22 protein-coding genes are annotated in these 15,242 nt (G+C 71.6%); 14 read left to right on the top strand and 8 right to left on the bottom strand.

Going from position 1 to position 15,242, the window contains the following annotated elements; translation table 11 throughout:
• Positions 1-84: 84 nt before the first annotated feature.
• The 3 genes from AKI01S_RS23185 to AKI01S_RS23175 all read left to right on the top strand — a co-directional run bounded on the left by AKI01S_RS23185 (position 85) and on the right by AKI01S_RS23175 (position 2,804).
• Complete coding sequence (locus tag AKI01S_RS23185) at positions 85-1,611, top strand: sensor histidine kinase (protein ID WP_084000110.1); 1,527 nt, start codon at positions 85-87, stop codon at positions 1,609-1,611.
• Complete coding sequence (locus AKI01S_RS23180) at positions 1,608-2,063, top strand: GerMN domain-containing protein (RefSeq protein ID WP_067821724.1); 456 nt, start codon at positions 1,608-1,610, stop codon at positions 2,061-2,063. The genes AKI01S_RS23185 and AKI01S_RS23180 overlap by 4 nt, the downstream gene beginning before the upstream one ends.
• A 207-nt stretch (positions 2,064-2,270) precedes the next feature.
• Positions 2,271-2,804, top strand: coding sequence for a hypothetical protein (locus AKI01S_RS23175; protein ID WP_067821721.1), 534 nt, complete (start codon positions 2,271-2,273; stop codon positions 2,802-2,804).
• 54 nt (positions 2,805-2,858) lie between these two features.
• Here AKI01S_RS23175 and AKI01S_RS23170 read toward each other — a convergent pair whose 3' ends face one another.
• Together AKI01S_RS23170 and AKI01S_RS23165 are read right to left on the bottom strand one after the other, a co-directional pair.
• Positions 2,859-3,575: a dienelactone hydrolase family protein gene (locus AKI01S_RS23170; RefSeq protein ID WP_067821718.1), complete on the bottom strand. Its 717-nt coding sequence runs from the start codon at positions 3,573-3,575 to the stop codon at positions 2,859-2,861.
• A gap of 166 nt (positions 3,576-3,741) precedes the next feature.
• Complete coding sequence (locus AKI01S_RS23165; RefSeq protein WP_067821715.1) at positions 3,742-4,467, bottom strand: helix-turn-helix transcriptional regulator; 726 nt, start codon at positions 4,465-4,467, stop codon at positions 3,742-3,744.
• A gap of 116 nt (positions 4,468-4,583) precedes the next feature.
• Here AKI01S_RS23165 and AKI01S_RS23160 point away from each other — a divergent pair, with 116 nt between their 5' ends.
• From AKI01S_RS23160 to AKI01S_RS23140, 5 genes are all read left to right on the top strand, one after another.
• A complete protein-coding gene (locus AKI01S_RS23160; RefSeq protein WP_067821712.1) occupies positions 4,584-5,084 on the top strand; it encodes a DUF2231 domain-containing protein in 501 nt (166 codons plus the stop codon).
• Between the two features lie 65 nt (positions 5,085-5,149).
• Positions 5,150-5,557, top strand: a complete 408-nt coding sequence (locus AKI01S_RS23155) for a hypothetical protein (protein WP_067821709.1) — start codon at positions 5,150-5,152, stop codon at positions 5,555-5,557.
• A gap of 1 nt (position 5,558) precedes the next feature.
• Positions 5,559-6,236 (top strand): GTP cyclohydrolase I FolE, encoded by a 678-nt coding sequence (folE, locus tag AKI01S_RS23150; RefSeq protein ID WP_084000108.1) that lies wholly within the window; start codon positions 5,559-5,561, stop codon positions 6,234-6,236.
• Positions 6,237-6,248: 12 nt separating this feature from the next.
• On the top strand, positions 6,249-6,620 hold the full coding sequence (locus AKI01S_RS23145; protein WP_067821706.1) for an ArsC/Spx/MgsR family protein: 372 nt from the start codon (positions 6,249-6,251) through the stop codon (positions 6,618-6,620).
• Between the two features lie 75 nt (positions 6,621-6,695).
• Complete coding sequence (locus tag AKI01S_RS23140) at positions 6,696-7,061, top strand: helix-turn-helix domain-containing protein (protein ID WP_067821702.1); 366 nt, start codon at positions 6,696-6,698, stop codon at positions 7,059-7,061.
• Between the two features lie 3 nt (positions 7,062-7,064).
• On the opposite strand, the gene AKI01S_RS23135 is transcribed toward AKI01S_RS23140, so the two are convergent.
• From AKI01S_RS23135 to AKI01S_RS23125, 3 genes are all read right to left on the bottom strand, one after another.
• Entirely contained in the window at positions 7,065-7,667 is a 603-nt protein-coding gene (locus AKI01S_RS23135) for a ClpP family protease (protein WP_067821698.1), read from the bottom strand.
• Positions 7,664-8,293: a ClpP family protease gene (locus AKI01S_RS23130; RefSeq protein WP_067821694.1), complete on the bottom strand. Its 630-nt coding sequence runs from the start codon at positions 8,291-8,293 to the stop codon at positions 7,664-7,666. Before AKI01S_RS23130 ends, AKI01S_RS23135 begins: the two co-directional genes overlap by 4 nt.
• 82 nt (positions 8,294-8,375) lie before the next feature.
• A complete protein-coding gene (locus AKI01S_RS23125) occupies positions 8,376-8,924 on the bottom strand; it encodes a GNAT family N-acetyltransferase (RefSeq protein WP_067821691.1) in 549 nt (182 codons plus the stop codon).
• Between the two features lie 203 nt (positions 8,925-9,127).
• On the opposite strand from AKI01S_RS23125, the gene AKI01S_RS23120 reads away from it, so the two are divergent.
• Positions 9,128-9,526, top strand: coding sequence for a DUF3592 domain-containing protein (locus tag AKI01S_RS23120; RefSeq protein ID WP_067821688.1), 399 nt, complete (start codon positions 9,128-9,130; stop codon positions 9,524-9,526).
• 82 nt (positions 9,527-9,608) lie between these two features.
• Here the strand turns inward: AKI01S_RS23120 and AKI01S_RS23115 are convergent, their stop codons facing one another.
• Positions 9,609-10,430: a hypothetical protein gene (locus tag AKI01S_RS23115; RefSeq protein ID WP_067821685.1), complete on the bottom strand. Its 822-nt coding sequence runs from the start codon at positions 10,428-10,430 to the stop codon at positions 9,609-9,611.
• 422 nt (positions 10,431-10,852) lie between these two features.
• Between AKI01S_RS23115 and AKI01S_RS23110 the strand changes: the two genes are divergently transcribed.
• Together AKI01S_RS23110 and AKI01S_RS23105 are read left to right on the top strand one after the other, a co-directional pair.
• Complete coding sequence (locus AKI01S_RS23110) at positions 10,853-11,293, top strand: MarR family winged helix-turn-helix transcriptional regulator (RefSeq protein ID WP_067821682.1); 441 nt, start codon at positions 10,853-10,855, stop codon at positions 11,291-11,293.
• Between the two features lie 85 nt (positions 11,294-11,378).
• Positions 11,379-12,464, top strand: a complete 1,086-nt coding sequence (locus AKI01S_RS23105; RefSeq protein ID WP_067821679.1) for an FAD-dependent oxidoreductase — start codon at positions 11,379-11,381, stop codon at positions 12,462-12,464.
• Here AKI01S_RS23105 and AKI01S_RS23100 read toward each other — a convergent pair.
• Positions 12,440-12,823 (bottom strand): hypothetical protein, encoded by a 384-nt coding sequence (locus AKI01S_RS23100; protein WP_218009781.1) that lies wholly within the window; start codon positions 12,821-12,823, stop codon positions 12,440-12,442. The genes AKI01S_RS23105 and AKI01S_RS23100 overlap by 25 nt on opposite strands.
• Positions 12,824-13,166: 343 nt before the next feature.
• Here AKI01S_RS23100 and AKI01S_RS23095 point away from each other — a divergent pair, with 343 nt between their 5' ends.
• Positions 13,167-13,583 (top strand): NUDIX hydrolase, encoded by a 417-nt coding sequence (locus AKI01S_RS23095; RefSeq protein ID WP_067821676.1) that lies wholly within the window; start codon positions 13,167-13,169, stop codon positions 13,581-13,583.
• Positions 13,584-13,587: 4 nt separating this feature from the next.
• Here AKI01S_RS23095 and AKI01S_RS23090 read toward each other — a convergent pair whose 3' ends face one another.
• On the bottom strand, positions 13,588-14,013 hold the full coding sequence (locus AKI01S_RS23090; RefSeq protein ID WP_157420056.1) for an ATP-binding protein: 426 nt from the start codon (positions 14,011-14,013) through the stop codon (positions 13,588-13,590).
• A 128-nt stretch (positions 14,014-14,141) separates the two neighbouring features.
• Here AKI01S_RS23090 and AKI01S_RS23085 point away from each other — a divergent pair, with 128 nt between their 5' ends.
• Both AKI01S_RS23085 and AKI01S_RS23080 read left to right on the top strand, forming a co-directional pair.
• Entirely contained in the window at positions 14,142-14,960 is an 819-nt protein-coding gene (locus AKI01S_RS23085) for a helix-turn-helix domain-containing protein (protein ID WP_067821669.1), read from the top strand.
• Complete coding sequence (locus tag AKI01S_RS23080; RefSeq protein WP_067821666.1) at positions 14,957-15,148, top strand: DUF397 domain-containing protein; 192 nt, start codon at positions 14,957-14,959, stop codon at positions 15,146-15,148. Before AKI01S_RS23085 ends, AKI01S_RS23080 begins: the two co-directional genes overlap by 4 nt.
• Positions 15,149-15,242 lie beyond the last annotated feature (94 nt).

Below are 15,242 nucleotides of genomic sequence, written 5' to 3'. Positions count from 1 at the left end.
GGCGGGACGGTGACGCCGGAGGCCGATGTCCGCGTTTCGTGACATCACTGGACACGTGTCGTCCGGTGTCTGGATGATGTCGCGGTGATCGGCAGGTTCGCTCGACTCGGGTCCCGTCCGGGATTCCCGGCCCCGTCGGGACGGCCGTGGCCCACGGGGCTGCTGGCGCGCCTGACGGCCGGGTTCACGGCGATGGCGCTGGTGTCGTCGCTGGCCACCTCCGCCGTCGCCTACCAGCTCATCCGCCGGGCGATCCTGCAGCGCACCCAGGACGCCCGGCTCTTCGAGACGAGGGCCACGCTGAACCGGCTCGTCCCGAGAACCGTGCCGGCGGAGGACGGGGACCTCACCGCGCGGATCGAGGCGGTCCTGACCAGGTGCGGTCCCAGCGACTGCCGTACCGGGTACGCCTTCCACTCCCCGCCCGGCGCGCCGCTCCCGATCCGGGAGGAGGACCGGCACCACCGCCTGAAGGTCTATGTGACCGACTCCTTCGTGCGGGCCGCCGAACGGGGGACGGCCTTCCGGCGGATGGACCTGGACGGCACCCCCATGCTGGTGATCGGCGCACGGGTCTACTCCGCCGGGAAGCCGGCCCGGCCCACGCCGATCATCGCGTTCGTCACGGTGAGCCTGAACGAGGAGGCCGCCGACCTGCGGTCGCTGGCCTTCGGCGTGGCCGCCGCCGACGCGGCGGTGCTCCTGGTGGCGTTCGTCCTGGCGCTGGCCGCGGCGCGCGGCGTCCTGCGGCCGGTGCGGCGGCTGGGCCACGCGGCCGAGCAGCTCGGGCGGGGGCGGCTGGACGCCCGGGTCACCGTGACCGGCCGGGACGAGCTGGCCGCCCTGGCCCGCACGTTCAACAGCACCGCCGGGGAGCTGGAGCGGACCGTCGCCGACCTGCGGGCCATGGAGGCTGCCTCCCGCCGGTTCGTCGCCGACGTGTCGCACGAGCTGCGGACGCCGCTCACCGCGATGACGGCGGTCCTCGACGTGCTGTCGGAGGAGGAGCGGACCGGCGCCGACGGCGACACCGCCGCCCGCATCGTCGTCGAGCAGACGCGGCGGCTGAGGGTCCTGGTCGAGCACCTGCTGGAGATCAGCCGGCTGGACGCGGGCACCGCGTCCCTGGTCCCGGACGAGGTGCGGCTCGCGGAGGCGGTCCGCCGGAGCGTCCGCGCCCGCGGCCTGGACGGGCACGTCGAGATGGGCGTGCCGGAGGGGTTCACCGTGCGGGCCGACCCGCGCCGGCTGGACGTGATCGTCGCCAACCTGGTGGGCAACGCCGTCGGGCACGGCGCGGCGCCGGTCACCGTCACCGCCGCCGAGGCCGTCAGGGACGGCACGCCCGGCTTCACCCTCGTCGTCGCCGACTCCGGCCCGGGGGTGCCGGAGGACCTGCTCCCCCTGGTGTTCGACCGGTTCGTCAAGGCCGACGCCGCCCGCGCGCAGAGCGAGGGCAGCGGCCTCGGGCTGTCCATCACCAAGGCCAACGTCGAGCTGCACGGCGGCGCCATCGACGTGGCCAACGCGCCCGGCGCCGGAGCCGTCTTCACGGTGTGGCTGCCCGCCGACCCCGAGGCGCGCGACGGCGGTCCGGAGGTGGGGCCGTGAAGGCGGGTGCCGTCCTGGTCGTCCTGGTGACCGTGCTGAGCGCCTGCGGCATCCGGCCCACCGGCACGATCATCGCCGGGGGGCCGCCGCTGGCCGACCGCGAGCATCCGCCCAACACCCTGTACCTCGTCCGCGACGGCAGGCTGGTCCCGGTGCGACGGCCCGGGGTGGAGGACGATCGGCTCCTGGCGTTCCACCAGCTCCGGTCGGGCCCCACCGAGGAGGAGAGGAACCGGGGCATGACCTCGGCGGTCCCCGAGGACCTGAAGGTCGGCTTCGCCGAGACCGGGGTCCGGGTCGACGCCTCCGGCGAGCGCCCCCTCCCCCGTCCCGCCCTCGCCCAACTGGCCTGCACGGCGACCGCCCTGCCCGGGGTGAAGGCGATCGAGGTGGCCGACGGGACGCCGGACCCGCCGACCTACACCTGCGCCGACTTCCACGACCTGCGATGACGCCGGGCGCGCACGGGGCGGGGGGCGACTCCCCCACCCGGCGCCGGGCTCTCCTGCGAGCGGTGGCGCGAACTCGGCAGGGTGCCGCGCGGGACTGGGCGGCGGCCCCGCACCGGGGCGGATGAACGCATGGGCGTCCCGGTCCGGACCTGGCGGGTGCCCGGTGCGTTAGGGGGCGGGTTCGCCCGGTCGAGATCAGGAGGTTTCATGGCGTATCCGTTCGATCCGGAGCAGCCGCTGCCCGACCCGCTGACCCCGGACGCGGCGGCCCGCGTCCGCGACGAGCGCCGGGAACTGCTGCCGGACTGGATCGAGGCGAGCCGCGAGCTGGTCGTCCACCTGGGCGTGCTGTCCCGCTGGGACCCGCCCGAGACGCTCCTCGAACACCCGAGCCACGGCCTCACGCACATGCGCACGATCTGCGCCTCCGAGGACCTGACCCTCTACGAGAGCGTCGGCTACAAGCCCTTCGACCTGCTGCTCACCGTTTATTGCGCCGAGTACATGTTCAGCGACGTCGGCGGCGGATGGGTGCTCGACGAGGATCCGGCATCGCCCACCTTCGCCCGTTTCCTCATGGGCGGGTACGACGCGGACCGTCCGGACGCGACCGTGGACGTCCACGCCGCCGTCACCGCGTTCCTGAACGAGCCCGAGGGCCGCGACCTGGAAACGCTGCTGGAGTCGTTGCAGGAGGCCATGGGCGCCCCGGTGGGCGTCCACGACACCTCCTACCCCTGACGGGCGCGCCGCCCGGGAACGGGTCCCGGGCGGCGCGGACGGCGGGCGGCGGTGTCAGCCCAGGTGCCGGGCGAGGAACCGCGACGCGCTGTCGGTCTCGAAGGCGGGCACGTCCCCGTGACCGCCGGGGTTGGCGTGCAGCGTCCTCTCCTTCGAGGCCAGGGCGTCGAACAGCGCCAGGGCCTCTTCGCGCGGCACCAGCGCGTCGTCCCACTGCACCAGGAACCGCACGGGGACGGTGACCCCGGCGGCGGCCTCGGCCGAGGTCGCCGCCGTCCCGCTCAGCCCCAGCACCGCCGCGCGGATCCGGGGCTCGGCGGCGACCAGCGGAACGCCGAGGGCGCAGCCCAGCGACAGGCCCCAGTACCCCACCGGGCCCATGTCCCCGAGAGCGTCCAGGACCGACCGCCATTCCGGGACGATCTGGGCGGCCAGCAGCGTGTGGAGCTCCGCCAGCAGCGGGGCCGGGTCGCCCGCGCCGCCCATGCGGGCCCGCATCCCGGTGATGATCCGTTCGTGTTCGGCGGACCTGGGCCGGTCGCCGTGGGCGGGGGCGTCGATGGCGGCCGCCGCGAACCCGCACCCGGCCGCCAGCCGGAGGGCTCGTGCCACGACGCCGGGAGCCCGCCGGTGCTGACCGCCGCCGTGCCCGATGAGGACCAGGGCGCGGGGTTCGGCGTCCTCCGGCGCCCACAGCACGCCGGGGATCTCGCCGAGGGTGAAGGAACGTTCGGTGACGCCGTCGGACGACGTCTGAGAGGTGAAGCGCATGCGCGTTCCAAGCCTTTCGGAATGCCTCGCGGGCGCTCCCTAGGCCATGCGAGGGAGGGAGGCCCGAGCTGTCACAGCGTTGATGGGTCTCACCTCCTTCGGTCGCGACGCGGCGCACGGCGACGTCGAAAATATCACGGCGGCGCCCGCCCTCACGGCCTCCCGTTCAGTCGTCGTCGGGCCCGGCCTCCCGTTCGCCGGCGGGCGCTCCCAGCTCGACGCAGCACGCGCCGGGGCGGGGGGCCAGGGTCGCGGTGACGGTGGCGGCGTCCAGCCCCTCCAGGAACGCCGCCAGGAAGGCGTGGTTGATCCCGCAGACCAGGTCGGGGTCCTGGGCGGCCATCGGATGGAACGGGCAGTTGGCCAGCCGGACCAGGGTGGGGCCGTGCCGGGCGGGTTCGAACCCGTGCCGTTCCAGCATCTGGCCCGCGCAGGTCAGCGCCCGCTCGACGCCCAGGCGTCCGGGCTTGAGCCGGTCCCGCTCGGCCCGCCCGAGCCGCCGGCCGCGTTCGGCGGCCACGCGCAGCGCGGCCTGGACGCCGCTCTCGCCGGGCCGCTGCTCCCGGACGGCCGCCAGCAGGATCTCGGCGAGCAGGCCGTGCTCGCGCTGCGGGATGCTGAGCTGCACCTGCCGGTCGGAGGGCCGGTAGACCTTGGGGGCGCGTCCCACCCGCCGCAGCCCGCCCGGCTGGGCGTACTCGGCCACCAGCAGCCCGACGGCGACCAGCTTGTCCAGGTGGAAGGCCGCCAGCTTGCGGGAGATCCCCACGCTCTGCGCGGCCTGGTCGCGCGTCACCGGCTCCGCCGAGCGGCGGATGAACTCGTACATGTCGCGGCGCAGCTCATCGCTGAGCGCCGCCACCGCCTGCAAGGCGGACGCGTCCTGGGTCACGCTCCAAGATTACACCTACTGAGATGGGCAAAAAAGACTTTGACACGATCTCTGCGCAGGTCATTGACCCGCCTCGGCAATAAGACTAAAACTTGTTGGTGAATTGGAGGTGGACAGTGACCGATCCGCAACGAGCCAAGCGGCCTGTCACGGCGCTGGCCGGCCCCTACGGGCATCCGCTGCACCCGATCCTGGTGACCGTGCCGATCGGGAGCTGGGTGGCCAGCCTGGTCTTCGACCTGGCCTCGCACGTCGTCGACGAGCCCGCCTTCCTGGTCCGCGCCTCGCTCTGGCTGATCGCCCTCGGCGTGATCGGAGCGCTGGCGGCGGCGGTGTTCGGGTTCCTGGACTACTGGGCGATCCCGCCCGGCACGGCCGCGTTCCGCACCGCGCGGGTCCATCTGGTGCTGAACCTGGCCGTCACCGCCGCCTACGGGGCCTCCTGGGCGTGGCGGGCCGGTCCCGTCTCCGCGCCGGTCGGGGCCGGGCAGATCGTCCTGTCGGCGGTCAGCCTGGCGGCGCTGGCGGTCTCCGGCTTCCTGGGGGGCAGGCTGGCCTACCGCTACGGCGTCCGGGTCGCCGACGAGACCACCCAGGCCGAGGGCTTCCGCTCCTGAACGGCCGCCCCTCCGACCTCACGAACCGACAAGCTCCGACCCGCTCGGAAAGGCAGGACGACACCATGGCCGTCGCCGCACTCGTCACCTGGCTGCTCACCGCTCTCGGCGGTTTCTCCATGCTGGGCCTGTGGATCAGGCGCGGAGGGCTGCGCGACCGGGGAGCGGGCCGCACCCGCTTCCCGGCGCCGGTGGTCTTCGGGCACATGCTGCTCGCCGCGGCCGGTCTGGTCGCCTGGATCCTCCATCTGGCCACCGACACCACCGCACTGGCCTGGACCGCGCTGGCCGTCCTGCTGCCGGTCGCGCTGCTGGGCTTCGTCATGCTCGCCCGCTGGATCCCGACCCACCGCGCCCGCACCACGACCGACGTGCCCGAACGGGCCATCCCCCTGCCCCTCGTGGTCGGCCACGGCCTGCTGGCCGTCGTCACCCTCGCCCTGGTCCTGGTCGCCACCCTGAACGGCGGCTGACATGCTGCGATCCGACACGGAGTCCGAGACGGGAGCCGGCGCCGGCGGGCTCGGCGGCACCGCGCTCGGCTGCCGTCCGCCCGGCAGGGGCGCACCCGGCAACGGCGCGCCCGGCGGGGACGCGCGCACCGGCGGCGTGGACCTGGCCGCGGCCGAACAGGCCGCCCGGCGGTTCCTGCACGCGCTGGGCGTACCGACCGACGGCGAGAGCCTGCGCGACACCCCGGCCCGCATGGCCCGCGCCTACGCCGAGCTGTTCACCCCCCGCCCGTTCGAGCTGACCACCTTCCCCAACGACGAGGGCTACGACGAACTCGTCCTGGTCCGCGCGATCCCGATGCGGTCGGTGTGCGAACACCACCTGCTGCCCTTCACCGGCATCGCCCACGTCGGCTACCTGCCGGGCCCGCGCATCGTCGGCCTGTCCAAGCTCGCCCGCGTCGTGGAGCACTTCGCCGGCCGTCCCCAGGTCCAGGAACGCCTCACCCGGCAGGTCGCCGACCTGCTGCACCACGAGCTGGCCCCCCGGGGCGTCGGCGTCGTCATCCAGGCCGACCACACCTGCATGACCCTGCGCGGCGCGCAGGCCACCGGCGCCCGCACCACCACCTCCACCCTGCTCGGCGCGCTACGCGAGGACGCCCGCGCCCGCGCCGAGTTCCTCTCCCTCACCGCCTGAGAACAGGACGCCATGGAAATCTGGATCAACCCCGACTGCTCCAAGTGCCGCGTCGCCCTGGAGACCCTGGACGCCCACGACGCCACCTACACCGTCCGCCGCTATCTGGAAGATCCCCCCACCGAGGAGGAGATCCGCCGGGTGCTGGCCGGGCTCGGGCTGCAACCCTGGGACATCACCCGCACCGGCGACCCGGCCGCCGCCGAGCTCGGCATCGCCCACTGGCCCCGCGACGCGCGGAACCGCGACCGCTGGATCACCGCCCTGGCCCGGCACCCGGCCCTGCTCCAGCGACCGATCATCACCGCCGACGACGGCCGCGCGGTGGTCGGCCGCACCGCGCAGGCCCTCTCCTCGGTCGTCACACCGCCCGGCCCCGCCTGAGAACCGGTCCCGCCGTCGTTCCGCGATCAGCGGAACGCGTGGTGCCCGTTCGCGCCGCCGGGTTACGGTGGGCGCATGGCCGAGATCACCCGACCGCCCGCGCCCGCCGACGAGACGCCGCACGGGCCGGGCGCGCCGCGCCGTCCGGCGGAGCCGCTGTGGCGCGACGCGCTCGGCCGGTGCCTGCGGCGCCTGCGCGTCGAACGCGGCGAGATCCTGGTGGAGACCGCCCGCCGCGCCGGGATCTCCCCGCAGTACCTCTCCGAGATCGAACGCGGTGTCAAGGAGCCGTCGAGCGAGATGATCGCCGCGGTCGCCGGCGCCCTGGACCTGACGCTCGCCGACCTCACGTTCGAGGTCGCCAGGAGCCTCCTGGCCGCGCCCGCCGCGACCGCTCCGGCGGGCCCGACCTGCCAGGCCGCCTACGCCCTGGCCGCCTAGCCGCTAGGCGGGGAGCGGCTGCCGTTCCTCCAGCACGTGGTCGACGAGGCCGTAGTCCAGCGCCGTCCGCGCGGTGAAGACCCGGTCGCGGTCGGTGTCGGCGCGCAGCGTCGCGGTGTCCTGCCCGGTGTGCCGGGACAGGATGCGCTCGATGTCCGCGCGGACGCGGACGACCTCGTCCGCCTGGAGGATGAGGTCCGGGATCGCGCCGCGCCCCTGCCCCGTCGGCTGGTGCAGGACGACGCGGGTGTGGGGCAGCGCGGCGCGCTTCCCGGGAGCGCCCGCGGCGAGGAGCACCGCGCCGACCGCGACGGCCTGCCCCACGCACGTCGTCGCCACCTGCGGGCGGATGTAGCGCAGCGTGTCGTACACCGCGAGCATCGCGCTCGGGTCTCCCCCCTCGCAGTTGATGTAGAGCTGGATGTCGCGGTCGGGGCTGTCGGCCTCCAGGTAGAGCAACTGCGCGACGAGGGCGTTGGCGACGCCCGCGTCGATGGCGGTGCCGAGGTAGATGATCCGCTCGGTCAGCAGGTGCGAGTAGACGTCCATGATCCGTTCACCGCGGGGGTGCTGCGCGATGACGTTCGGGATCGTGTAGGTGCTCATCGGGTGGCTCCTCCGGACGGGGCGCCGAGCCCCACGGGACGGTGACGGACCGGCACGAGCTCGTCGTAGGCGCTGACGATCGCGTCGACGAACCCGTACTCGACGGCTTCCTGCGCCGTGTACCAGCGGTCGTGCAGCGAGTCCTCGAAGACGCGCTCGAAGGGCTGGCCGGTGTCCTCGGCGATGAGCCCGAGCACCGTGTCGCGGGTGTGGCGCAGGTCGTTGGCCTGGAGTTCGATGTCGACGGCGGCGCCGGCGATCCCGGCGGAGCCCTGGTGCATCAGCACGCGGGCGTGCGGCAGCGCGCGGCGCTTGCCGGGGGTCCCCGACGACAGCAGGAACTGCCCGGCGCTGTAGGCGATGCCGAGCGCCACCGTGGCCACGTCGCACGGGATCAGCCGCATGACGTCGCGGATCGCGAGCATCGACGGCACCGACCCGCCGGGGGAGTGGATCCACAGCGCGATGTCGGCCGAGGGGTCCTCCCCCGCCAGGGTGATCAGCTGGGCCGCCAGCAGCGTGCCGTTGTCGTCGTCGAGCGCGCCGTCCAGCACGAGGACACGCTGCGCGTACAGCTCGCGCCGCATGCGCTCGTCGAACAAAGGGATCTTGTGTTCCTCGCTCATGCCCTTCACTCTGCGGCAGCGCGCGCACCGCTCACAGCCCGATCCGCCCACGGCGGATCCGCTCTGAGCAGCGCCGTTCGGATCAGACCTCGGGGAGGGACGGGTCGGGCGTCCAGGGTTCGGGGGTGGTGACGGCCCAGCGTTCGTGGTCCCGCCACTCCCCGTCGATGTAGAGGTAGGCGGGCGAGAGCCCTTCGTAGTGGAAGCCCAGCCGCTGGACGAGGGCCAGGGACGCCTTGTTCGCCGGCTGGATGTTGGCCTCCAGCCGGTGGAGCCGCAGGTCACCGAAGGCGTGCCGCAGGGTGAGGGTGAGTCCCTCGGTCATGTACCCCCGCCCCGCCGAGGGGGCGAAGGCGGCGTAGCCGAGGGACGCGCCCTGGTAGCGGCCCCGGATGATCGAGTTGATGTTGACCATCCCGGCGGCCGCGCCGGTCTCGCGGACGCGGACCAGGAGGCCCCGGTTGGTGCCGTCGTCGAAGCGGCGCATCCAGTCCCGGAAGTCCTCGGCGGTTGCGGGCAACTGCATCCACGGTAGGTGCAGCCCGGTGCTGGCCCGCACGAGCGAGCAGAACTCGTCCTGGTCGGAGAGGGTGAGCGGGCACAGTTCGACCCGCGAGGGCATCGTGGACATGGACCCACGCTAGAGCTTGCGGCGATGTTGCGGATGCCGCGCCGATCCCAGCGAAACGGAGAAAAGAAGACAGCATGCGGAACCGCACCCTCGGGTGAAGGCGTCCCAGAGATGACGCAGGGGGTGCTGTGGACGAACGGCGGCGACGAGCACGTACGGTCCGCAGGCCGCACGGGGCGTGGGTTCCGGGCCTGGGCACGCTCGTGATCGCCTTGATCACCGGGCTGGCGGCGGCCTTCGCGGTGGCGGCCACCTTTGATGCGGTCCAGCGCGACCGTGAGTCCGTCGAGGCGGACGGCACCGTCGTCAAACGATGGAGAGAGCGCAAGATCAGCTACGCGGACGTGGTCTTCACGACCGCGACCGGGACACGGGTGCGGGCCTCGCTCTCGAAGGGCGACTGGACGTCGATGCCGAAGGTCGGAGCCAGGGTCCGGGTGCGGTACCTGCCCACCGATCCCGCCGACGGCGTGGCCGATGCCAGGCAGGGCCGCATCAGCCGGTACAGGATGCCCATCGTGCACTGGGCCGTCGTCGTGGCCTTCGCGATCGCGGCCGGCTGGAGCCAGCGCCAGTCGATAAAGGACAGAAGACGCGACTGACCGGCGGCCCCGGACACGGGCTCATGTCGGTGGGCGAGGGCGGCTGCCGGAGGAGCTCACGATGGTCTGGGGGTCGGCCGGGTCAGGCCAGCCATTCGCCGATGCCGTCCCAGTGCGCGTTGAGCCTCCGTTGGGCCATCCGGCGCTCGCTCAGGCTGCCCGCCCGCTCGGCGACCGACTGCATCAGCGGCAGTCCGCCCTGGCGGTTGAGGCGGTGTCCGATGGCCCGGATCTCGACCCGGTGGACCAGTCCGTCCGGGGGCGAGCCATCGCGCACCAGGCGGTCCACGTAGTCGAGGTCGAGCCAGTGCTCCTGGTCCTGCTCGCTGAGCCCGCCGTACGCGCGCTGGTCGGCCGCCACCAGTTCCACAAGGCGAAGAGCCGTCTGCTCGGCCTCGTCGGCGATCTCCTGTTCGAAGAAACCTCGCCGGTCGTGGGGACAGGCCGACCGCAGCAGCCGGATCGCGCGCTCCGCCTGGGCCCGCGAATGGCCGGAGGGCACCAGACCACGGGACAGCACGGCGTTGAGCACTTCATGCACGCCCGTGTCGTCCATACGCCAGACGGCCTCGGCGGCCTCGGCGGCCACCGGCGAGTCGACGAGCAGGTCGGCCACCGTGACCGTATGCCAAACGACGCTCTCCAGATATGGGGAGCGGAGGCACTGGAGGACGACGTCCCGCTCCGGGTGACGCAACAGGACCATGACCCACATACGGCGCATGGCCTCGTCGTCCTCGCCGAGGTAGGCGTTGAACTCCTCGTCCTCCGGCCAGATCGAGGGCATCGGGCGTTGGTCGAGGAAGGACTCGACATCCAGCGTCGCGGGGACCCGGATGGGCTGGCGCCGCCAGATGTCGGCGGTCCAGTCACCGTTCAACAGCAGGATCTTCCCGTCCGCCACGGAGCCGGGCTTGGTCCGTGCCTCGGCGGGTTCGCCGGGGTCAGCGGGTACCGGGTCTCGCTTCCTGCGTCGGAAAAACAAGAGGGACCTCCTGGAGGGTGACCGTCCAGACGCATCGCGGCACTTCCCAGATGATCGCATTTCCGCCCGGTGGGCAAGCGGCCGTTGCGGTCATCGCCGCGTCAGCACGGACTCGACATGAGCGCGATGCGTTCCCAAGGGCTCCTCCGGCAACCGCGCGCCGCACACCACGCACGTCCGGGCCCGGTCCACACCCCAAGTCCCTGCCGGGCAGCTTGGTCGCCGGAGCCACCGCGAACAGGTTCCGCATGAGGAGGTTCGGCGCGCGCAGCGAATGTCCATGTAGGGGAAAGGCCCAAGGCGACTTGATTGTTAGCTATGCAACAGTTAGTGTGTTAACTATGAGCGGACCGAAGCGGGAGAGCACGTTGGAGCTGATGCGGTGGGTCGTGTGGGGACAGCGACGCATCGCCGATGACTGGATACGGGAACGCGGTCTCACCCACGAGCAGAGCGCCGTGCTGGCATACCTGTCGAAGAACCCGGACGCCATCCAGCGCGACGTCGCGCGGGCCACGCGCACCAGCGCGCCGAGCGTCTCGCGGCTCCTGGCCGGGCTCGAGCGCCGCGGACTCGTGGAACGCCTGACGCAGGAGGATGACACGCGCAGCCGCCGGGTGCGCGTCACGCCGGCGGGCTCCGAACTGATCCAGGGTTTCGAAGAGGCCATGGACCGTGTCGAGGAGTCGATCCTCGCGCCTCTGGGCGCCGCAGGGCGGGCGCGGCTCCACGACCTCCTGGAGCAGCTCGCATCCCGGATCGAGCCACCCGGCTCCCCCTGACCCGGCCCTGCCACTCCGCGTGGTGGCCGGGAGCCCCCGCGGGCCGGGCCGCCGGTTCACCCCACCAGCAGTAAGGAACGCGCGCATGACTCAGATCACGATCATCGGTGCCGGTCTCGCGGGACTGACACTGGCACGAATCCTGGCGGTGCACGGCATCCCGTCCACGGTGTACGAAGCGGAGGCGTCCGCGAAGGCCCGAGGCCAAGGCGGCATGCTCGATATCCACGACTACAACGGGCAGCACGGGATCCGTGCCGCCGGCCTGATGGACGGCTTCCGCTCCCTCGTCCTCGAAGGTCGCCAGGCATCCCGCGACGTGGCACCTGACGGCACCGTCCTGGCGGACCAGCCCGACGACCCCGCCGGAGGCCGCCCCGAGGTGCAGCGTGGCGAGCTCCGGCAGCTGCTGCTGGAATCCCTCCCTGCCGACCGGGTCGTCTGGGGCCACAAGACCCAGAAGGTCCGGACCCTGGAAGGGGGTCGTCACGAAGTGACCTTCGCCAACGGATCGACGATCGTCACCGACATCCTCGTCGGCGCCGACGGCGCCTGGTCGAAGGTCCGGCCGCTGCTCTCTGACGCCACGCCCGTCTACGCCGGACGCTCGATGGTCGAGACGTACCTGTATGAGAGCGACACCCGGCACCCCGCCACCCTGGCGCTGGTCGGTGACGGGTCGATGACCGCCTACGACGAAACCACCCGCATCGGTCTCGGCGTGCAGCGCGAGCGCGCGGACACCCTGCACTCCTACGCCATGTTCGACCAGCCGCTCGACTGGTTCGACGGCATCGACTTCAACGACGGCCCCGCGGCCGCCCGCACGGTCGCGGCGATGTTCGAGGGGTGGGCGCCGGAGCTCGTCGCGCTGGTCGCGGACAGCGACATCCCGCCGATGTTCCGCCCCCTGTACGGGCTACCGATCGGGCACCGCTGGGAACATGTACCCGGGGTCACGCTCATCGGAGACGCCGCCCACCTGGCACCGCCGGACGGCGAAGGAGCGAACTGGGCGCTGTTCGACGCCGCACAGCTCGGCAACGCCATCGCCGAACGGCCTGAGGACATCGACGCGGCCATCCGCGCCTACGAAGCCGCGCTCTTCCCGCGGAACATCGACACCGCCACCGCAGCCGCGGCCTACTACCCCGACTTCAAGCCGTACTGACCACAGCGATCAGGTGAGCACGAGGTCTTACTGATCGTTTCAGAGTGAAGGGTGGACGCTGGGCGGGTCATGCTGCTGACGCCGGCGTCGCGGACGATGAGCCCGTCTGAGACCCGGAAGTAGCGGCCTTCGAGGGCTTCCCCGCTGGCAGCCCATCGCTTCATGAGGGTCTCGACCTGGGAGAGGGTGATGATGGTCGCGCTCCATCTGGAGCCGTCTTCGAGGTCCACGAAGACGTCGGCGTCGACCACCGTCTCGGGGTCTTCTCCAGCGCTCGGCAAGAACGCCGCCTCGAACTGCTCGGTGCGGACGCGATACCAGGGTCCGTCCCAGGTACCGGGTGTGGCGCTGTGGCTCATCGGCGAGGTTCATCATCGCGTTGAGGGCGCTGGCGTGGTTCGCACCCGCGCCCCGTGTGCGGGCTCATGTCCGCGGGCGAGGGCGGCTGCCGGAGGACCTCGGCACGGTGCTCGCCGTACATCGGTTCTCCCCCGTCGGCGCGAAGGGTCTCGAAGGCGAGGCGCAGCCGGTCGCCGGAGAAACGTGGGCGCGTCCAGTGGAAAGAGCCGTACATGCGGACGGATCCTGCCACCGCGCCCCATCGCGCACAGCCGAGTTCCGTCCCGGCGAGGAGACCCTCGCCCGCGTCACCGCGGAGTACGGCACGGCCGGGCGGCCGACGGCCCGTGTTACGTTCCGGCCATGACTCCCCCCTTGGTCTGGCCCGTCTCCGTCAAGGGTGTCGCCGTCGGCGGCGGCGACCGCGTGGTCCTGCTGAGGAACGAACGCGACGAGTGGGAACTGCCCGGGGGCCGCCTGGAACGCGGCGACCTCACCCCCGAGGCGACCGTCGAACGGGAGATCTCCGAGGAGACCGGCTGGACGGTCGAGGCGGGACCGCTGCTGGACGTCTGGATCTACCAGCCGTTCCCCGGGACACGGCCCGAGGCCCGCATCGTGATCGTCACCTACGGGTGCACGGTCCTGACCCCCGACCTGGCGCCACGGCTCAGCCACGAGCACAAGCAGGTCGGGCTGTTCACCGCCGACGAGGTTCCCGGGCTGCCCATGCCCGACGGTTACAAGGCCTCGGTCGCCGCGTGGTTCCGGCGGCGGTGAGGCATCAGCCGGGCAGGTCCAGGAGGGCGTAGACGGTCTTGCCGCCGCCCGGCTCGCGGCGCTGCCCCCAGTGCCGGGACAGCGCCGCGACGATGTGCAGGCCCCGCCCGTTTTCGAGCAGGTCCCCGGTGGCAGCGGCGGGTACGGCGTCCTCGGAACTCTCGTCGAAGACCTCGATGTAGAGGACGGCGCGCCACTTCATCAGCCGGAACCCCATCAGGTGCCGGGGCTTGGCCTTCACCGCGTTGGTCAGCAGCTCGGAGATGACCAGCGTCGCGTCGTCCACGACCGAGGCGAGCCCCCACTTGTTGAGATGCGCCTCGGCCAGGTCGCGCAGCAGCCCGACCGAGGAGGGCGTGGCGAGAACGGCCCGTTCCAGGACCTCGTCGGCCATGAAGCGGGGCGAGGGGTGGTACTCAGGTGTGCACATGGGCTCGTCCTCGGCGTAGGGCGGTCGTCGCGCATCGTGTCGTTCCGCTCCCACAGCGTGGCCTTCGAACCTACGCTGAGGAACACAATCGATTGCCAACTCGCGGAATGGCAAAAGGACGGCCTCCCATGTCCCGACCGCCCAAGCCGATCGACGGCACGAAGAGCATCTACGCGACGTTCGCGTACGCACTGCGTTGGTGGCGAGAGTCCAAGGGCCTCACTCAAGACGGCTTGGCCAAGGAGCTGTACATGGCCAGGTCCACTATCCAGGCGTACGAAGCACAGGAGTACGAACCCGACGAGGAGTTCGCCAAGAAGCTGGACGCATACTTTGGCGCCGGCAGGCTCTTCTACTACCTCTGGTATCACTCCCAGCGGGAATACCTACTGGAACGCTGGGAGGACTACCTCAGGCTGGAGCCGCAGAGTGTGCAGATCCGCTCCTTCCATCCCAGCACTGTCCCTGGTCTCTTCCAGACCGAGGCTTACATGCGTGCTCTTTTCCAGGCTGCGTACCGCCCGGAAGCCGTGACCGAAGAGTGGGTGGGCACACGGCTGGAACGTCAGAAGCTTCTCGAACGCTCCGACCCGCCTCTCTTCTGGTCGGTCATCGACGAGTCGGCACTCCTACGACGGGTGGGCGGCAAGGAGGTGATGAAGGAACAGTTGACGCATGTCCTCAAGCTGATGGCCATGCCGAACGTCGCCATTCAAGTAGTACCTCTGTCCGCTGGCTCGTACCCGGGCCAGAGCGGGCACTTCGTACTACTGCACTTGCCGGAACGCGTGGTGGCCTACGAGGAAAGTCAGTCCGGACCACGGTTGCTTCAAGATCCCACTATTGTGCGCCAGTACCTCGTGACGCACGATCAGATCAGGCTCAAGGCCCTACCGGAGGAGGCGACCCGGCAGTTGATCGTAGAGAGCATGGAAGGCTTGGGATGATCAGGACTCTCCTGTGGCGGAAGGCGAGTCGCAGCGGCGACAACGGGCTTGAGTGTGTCGAACTGTCCACGAACGCCACCGACGTGACCTACATTCGCGACTCCAAAGACCCCGAAGGGCCGAGGCTCTCTCTGCCACACCTCGACCTCGCCCACCTCATCCACAGCATCAAGGGGCACGACCACTAGGTCGCGTATCAAAATCCCCCTCACCTGAAAGCCCACACACCCACGGCCAGAGGCGCAAAGGGAGGGGCGTAGGGGCGGAGCCCCACGAAGGGGG

The sequence above is a fragment of the Actinomadura kijaniata NBRC 14229 genome (genome assembly GCF_001552175.1).
Taxonomy (GTDB): Bacteria; Actinomycetota; Actinomycetes; order Streptosporangiales; family Streptosporangiaceae; genus Spirillospora; species Spirillospora kijaniata.
This window is presented reverse-complemented; position numbering and strand designations above follow the sequence as displayed.

What these genes read in the sequence shown, in the direction of transcription:
- AKI01S_RS23140 (WP_067821702.1), top strand. Translation starts at nt 6,696, where the DNA reads ATGGCCGAGATCACCCGACCGCCCGCGCCCGCCGACGAGACGCCGCAC.
- AKI01S_RS23125 (WP_067821691.1), bottom strand. Translation starts at nt 8,924, where the DNA reads ATGTCCACGATGCCCTCGCGGGTCGAACTGTGCCCGCTCACCCTCTCC.
- folE (WP_084000108.1), top strand. Translation starts at nt 5,559, where the DNA reads ATGCTGCGATCCGACACGGAGTCCGAGACGGGAGCCGGCGCCGGCGGG.
- AKI01S_RS23100 (WP_218009781.1), bottom strand. Translation starts at nt 12,823, where the DNA reads ATGAGCCACAGCGCCACACCCGGTACCTGGGACGGACCCTGGTATCGC.
- AKI01S_RS23110 (WP_067821682.1), top strand. Translation starts at nt 10,853, where the DNA reads ATGAGCGGACCGAAGCGGGAGAGCACGTTGGAGCTGATGCGGTGGGTC.
- AKI01S_RS23175 (WP_067821721.1), top strand. Translation starts at nt 2,271, where the DNA reads ATGGCGTATCCGTTCGATCCGGAGCAGCCGCTGCCCGACCCGCTGACC.
- AKI01S_RS23130 (WP_067821694.1), bottom strand. Translation starts at nt 8,293, where the DNA reads ATGAGCGAGGAACACAAGATCCCTTTGTTCGACGAGCGCATGCGGCGC.
- AKI01S_RS23170 (WP_067821718.1), bottom strand. Translation starts at nt 3,575, where the DNA reads ATGCGCTTCACCTCTCAGACGTCGTCCGACGGCGTCACCGAACGTTCC.
- AKI01S_RS23105 (WP_067821679.1), top strand. Translation starts at nt 11,379, where the DNA reads ATGACTCAGATCACGATCATCGGTGCCGGTCTCGCGGGACTGACACTG.
- AKI01S_RS23145 (WP_067821706.1), top strand. Translation starts at nt 6,249, where the DNA reads ATGGAAATCTGGATCAACCCCGACTGCTCCAAGTGCCGCGTCGCCCTG.
- AKI01S_RS23080 (WP_067821666.1), top strand. Translation starts at nt 14,957, where the DNA reads ATGATCAGGACTCTCCTGTGGCGGAAGGCGAGTCGCAGCGGCGACAAC.
- AKI01S_RS23085 (WP_067821669.1), top strand. Translation starts at nt 14,142, where the DNA reads ATGTCCCGACCGCCCAAGCCGATCGACGGCACGAAGAGCATCTACGCG.
- AKI01S_RS23155 (WP_067821709.1), top strand. Translation starts at nt 5,150, where the DNA reads ATGGCCGTCGCCGCACTCGTCACCTGGCTGCTCACCGCTCTCGGCGGT.
- AKI01S_RS23135 (WP_067821698.1), bottom strand. Translation starts at nt 7,667, where the DNA reads ATGAGCACCTACACGATCCCGAACGTCATCGCGCAGCACCCCCGCGGT.
- AKI01S_RS23095 (WP_067821676.1), top strand. Translation starts at nt 13,167, where the DNA reads ATGACTCCCCCCTTGGTCTGGCCCGTCTCCGTCAAGGGTGTCGCCGTC.
- AKI01S_RS23090 (WP_157420056.1), bottom strand. Translation starts at nt 14,013, where the DNA reads ATGTGCACACCTGAGTACCACCCCTCGCCCCGCTTCATGGCCGACGAG.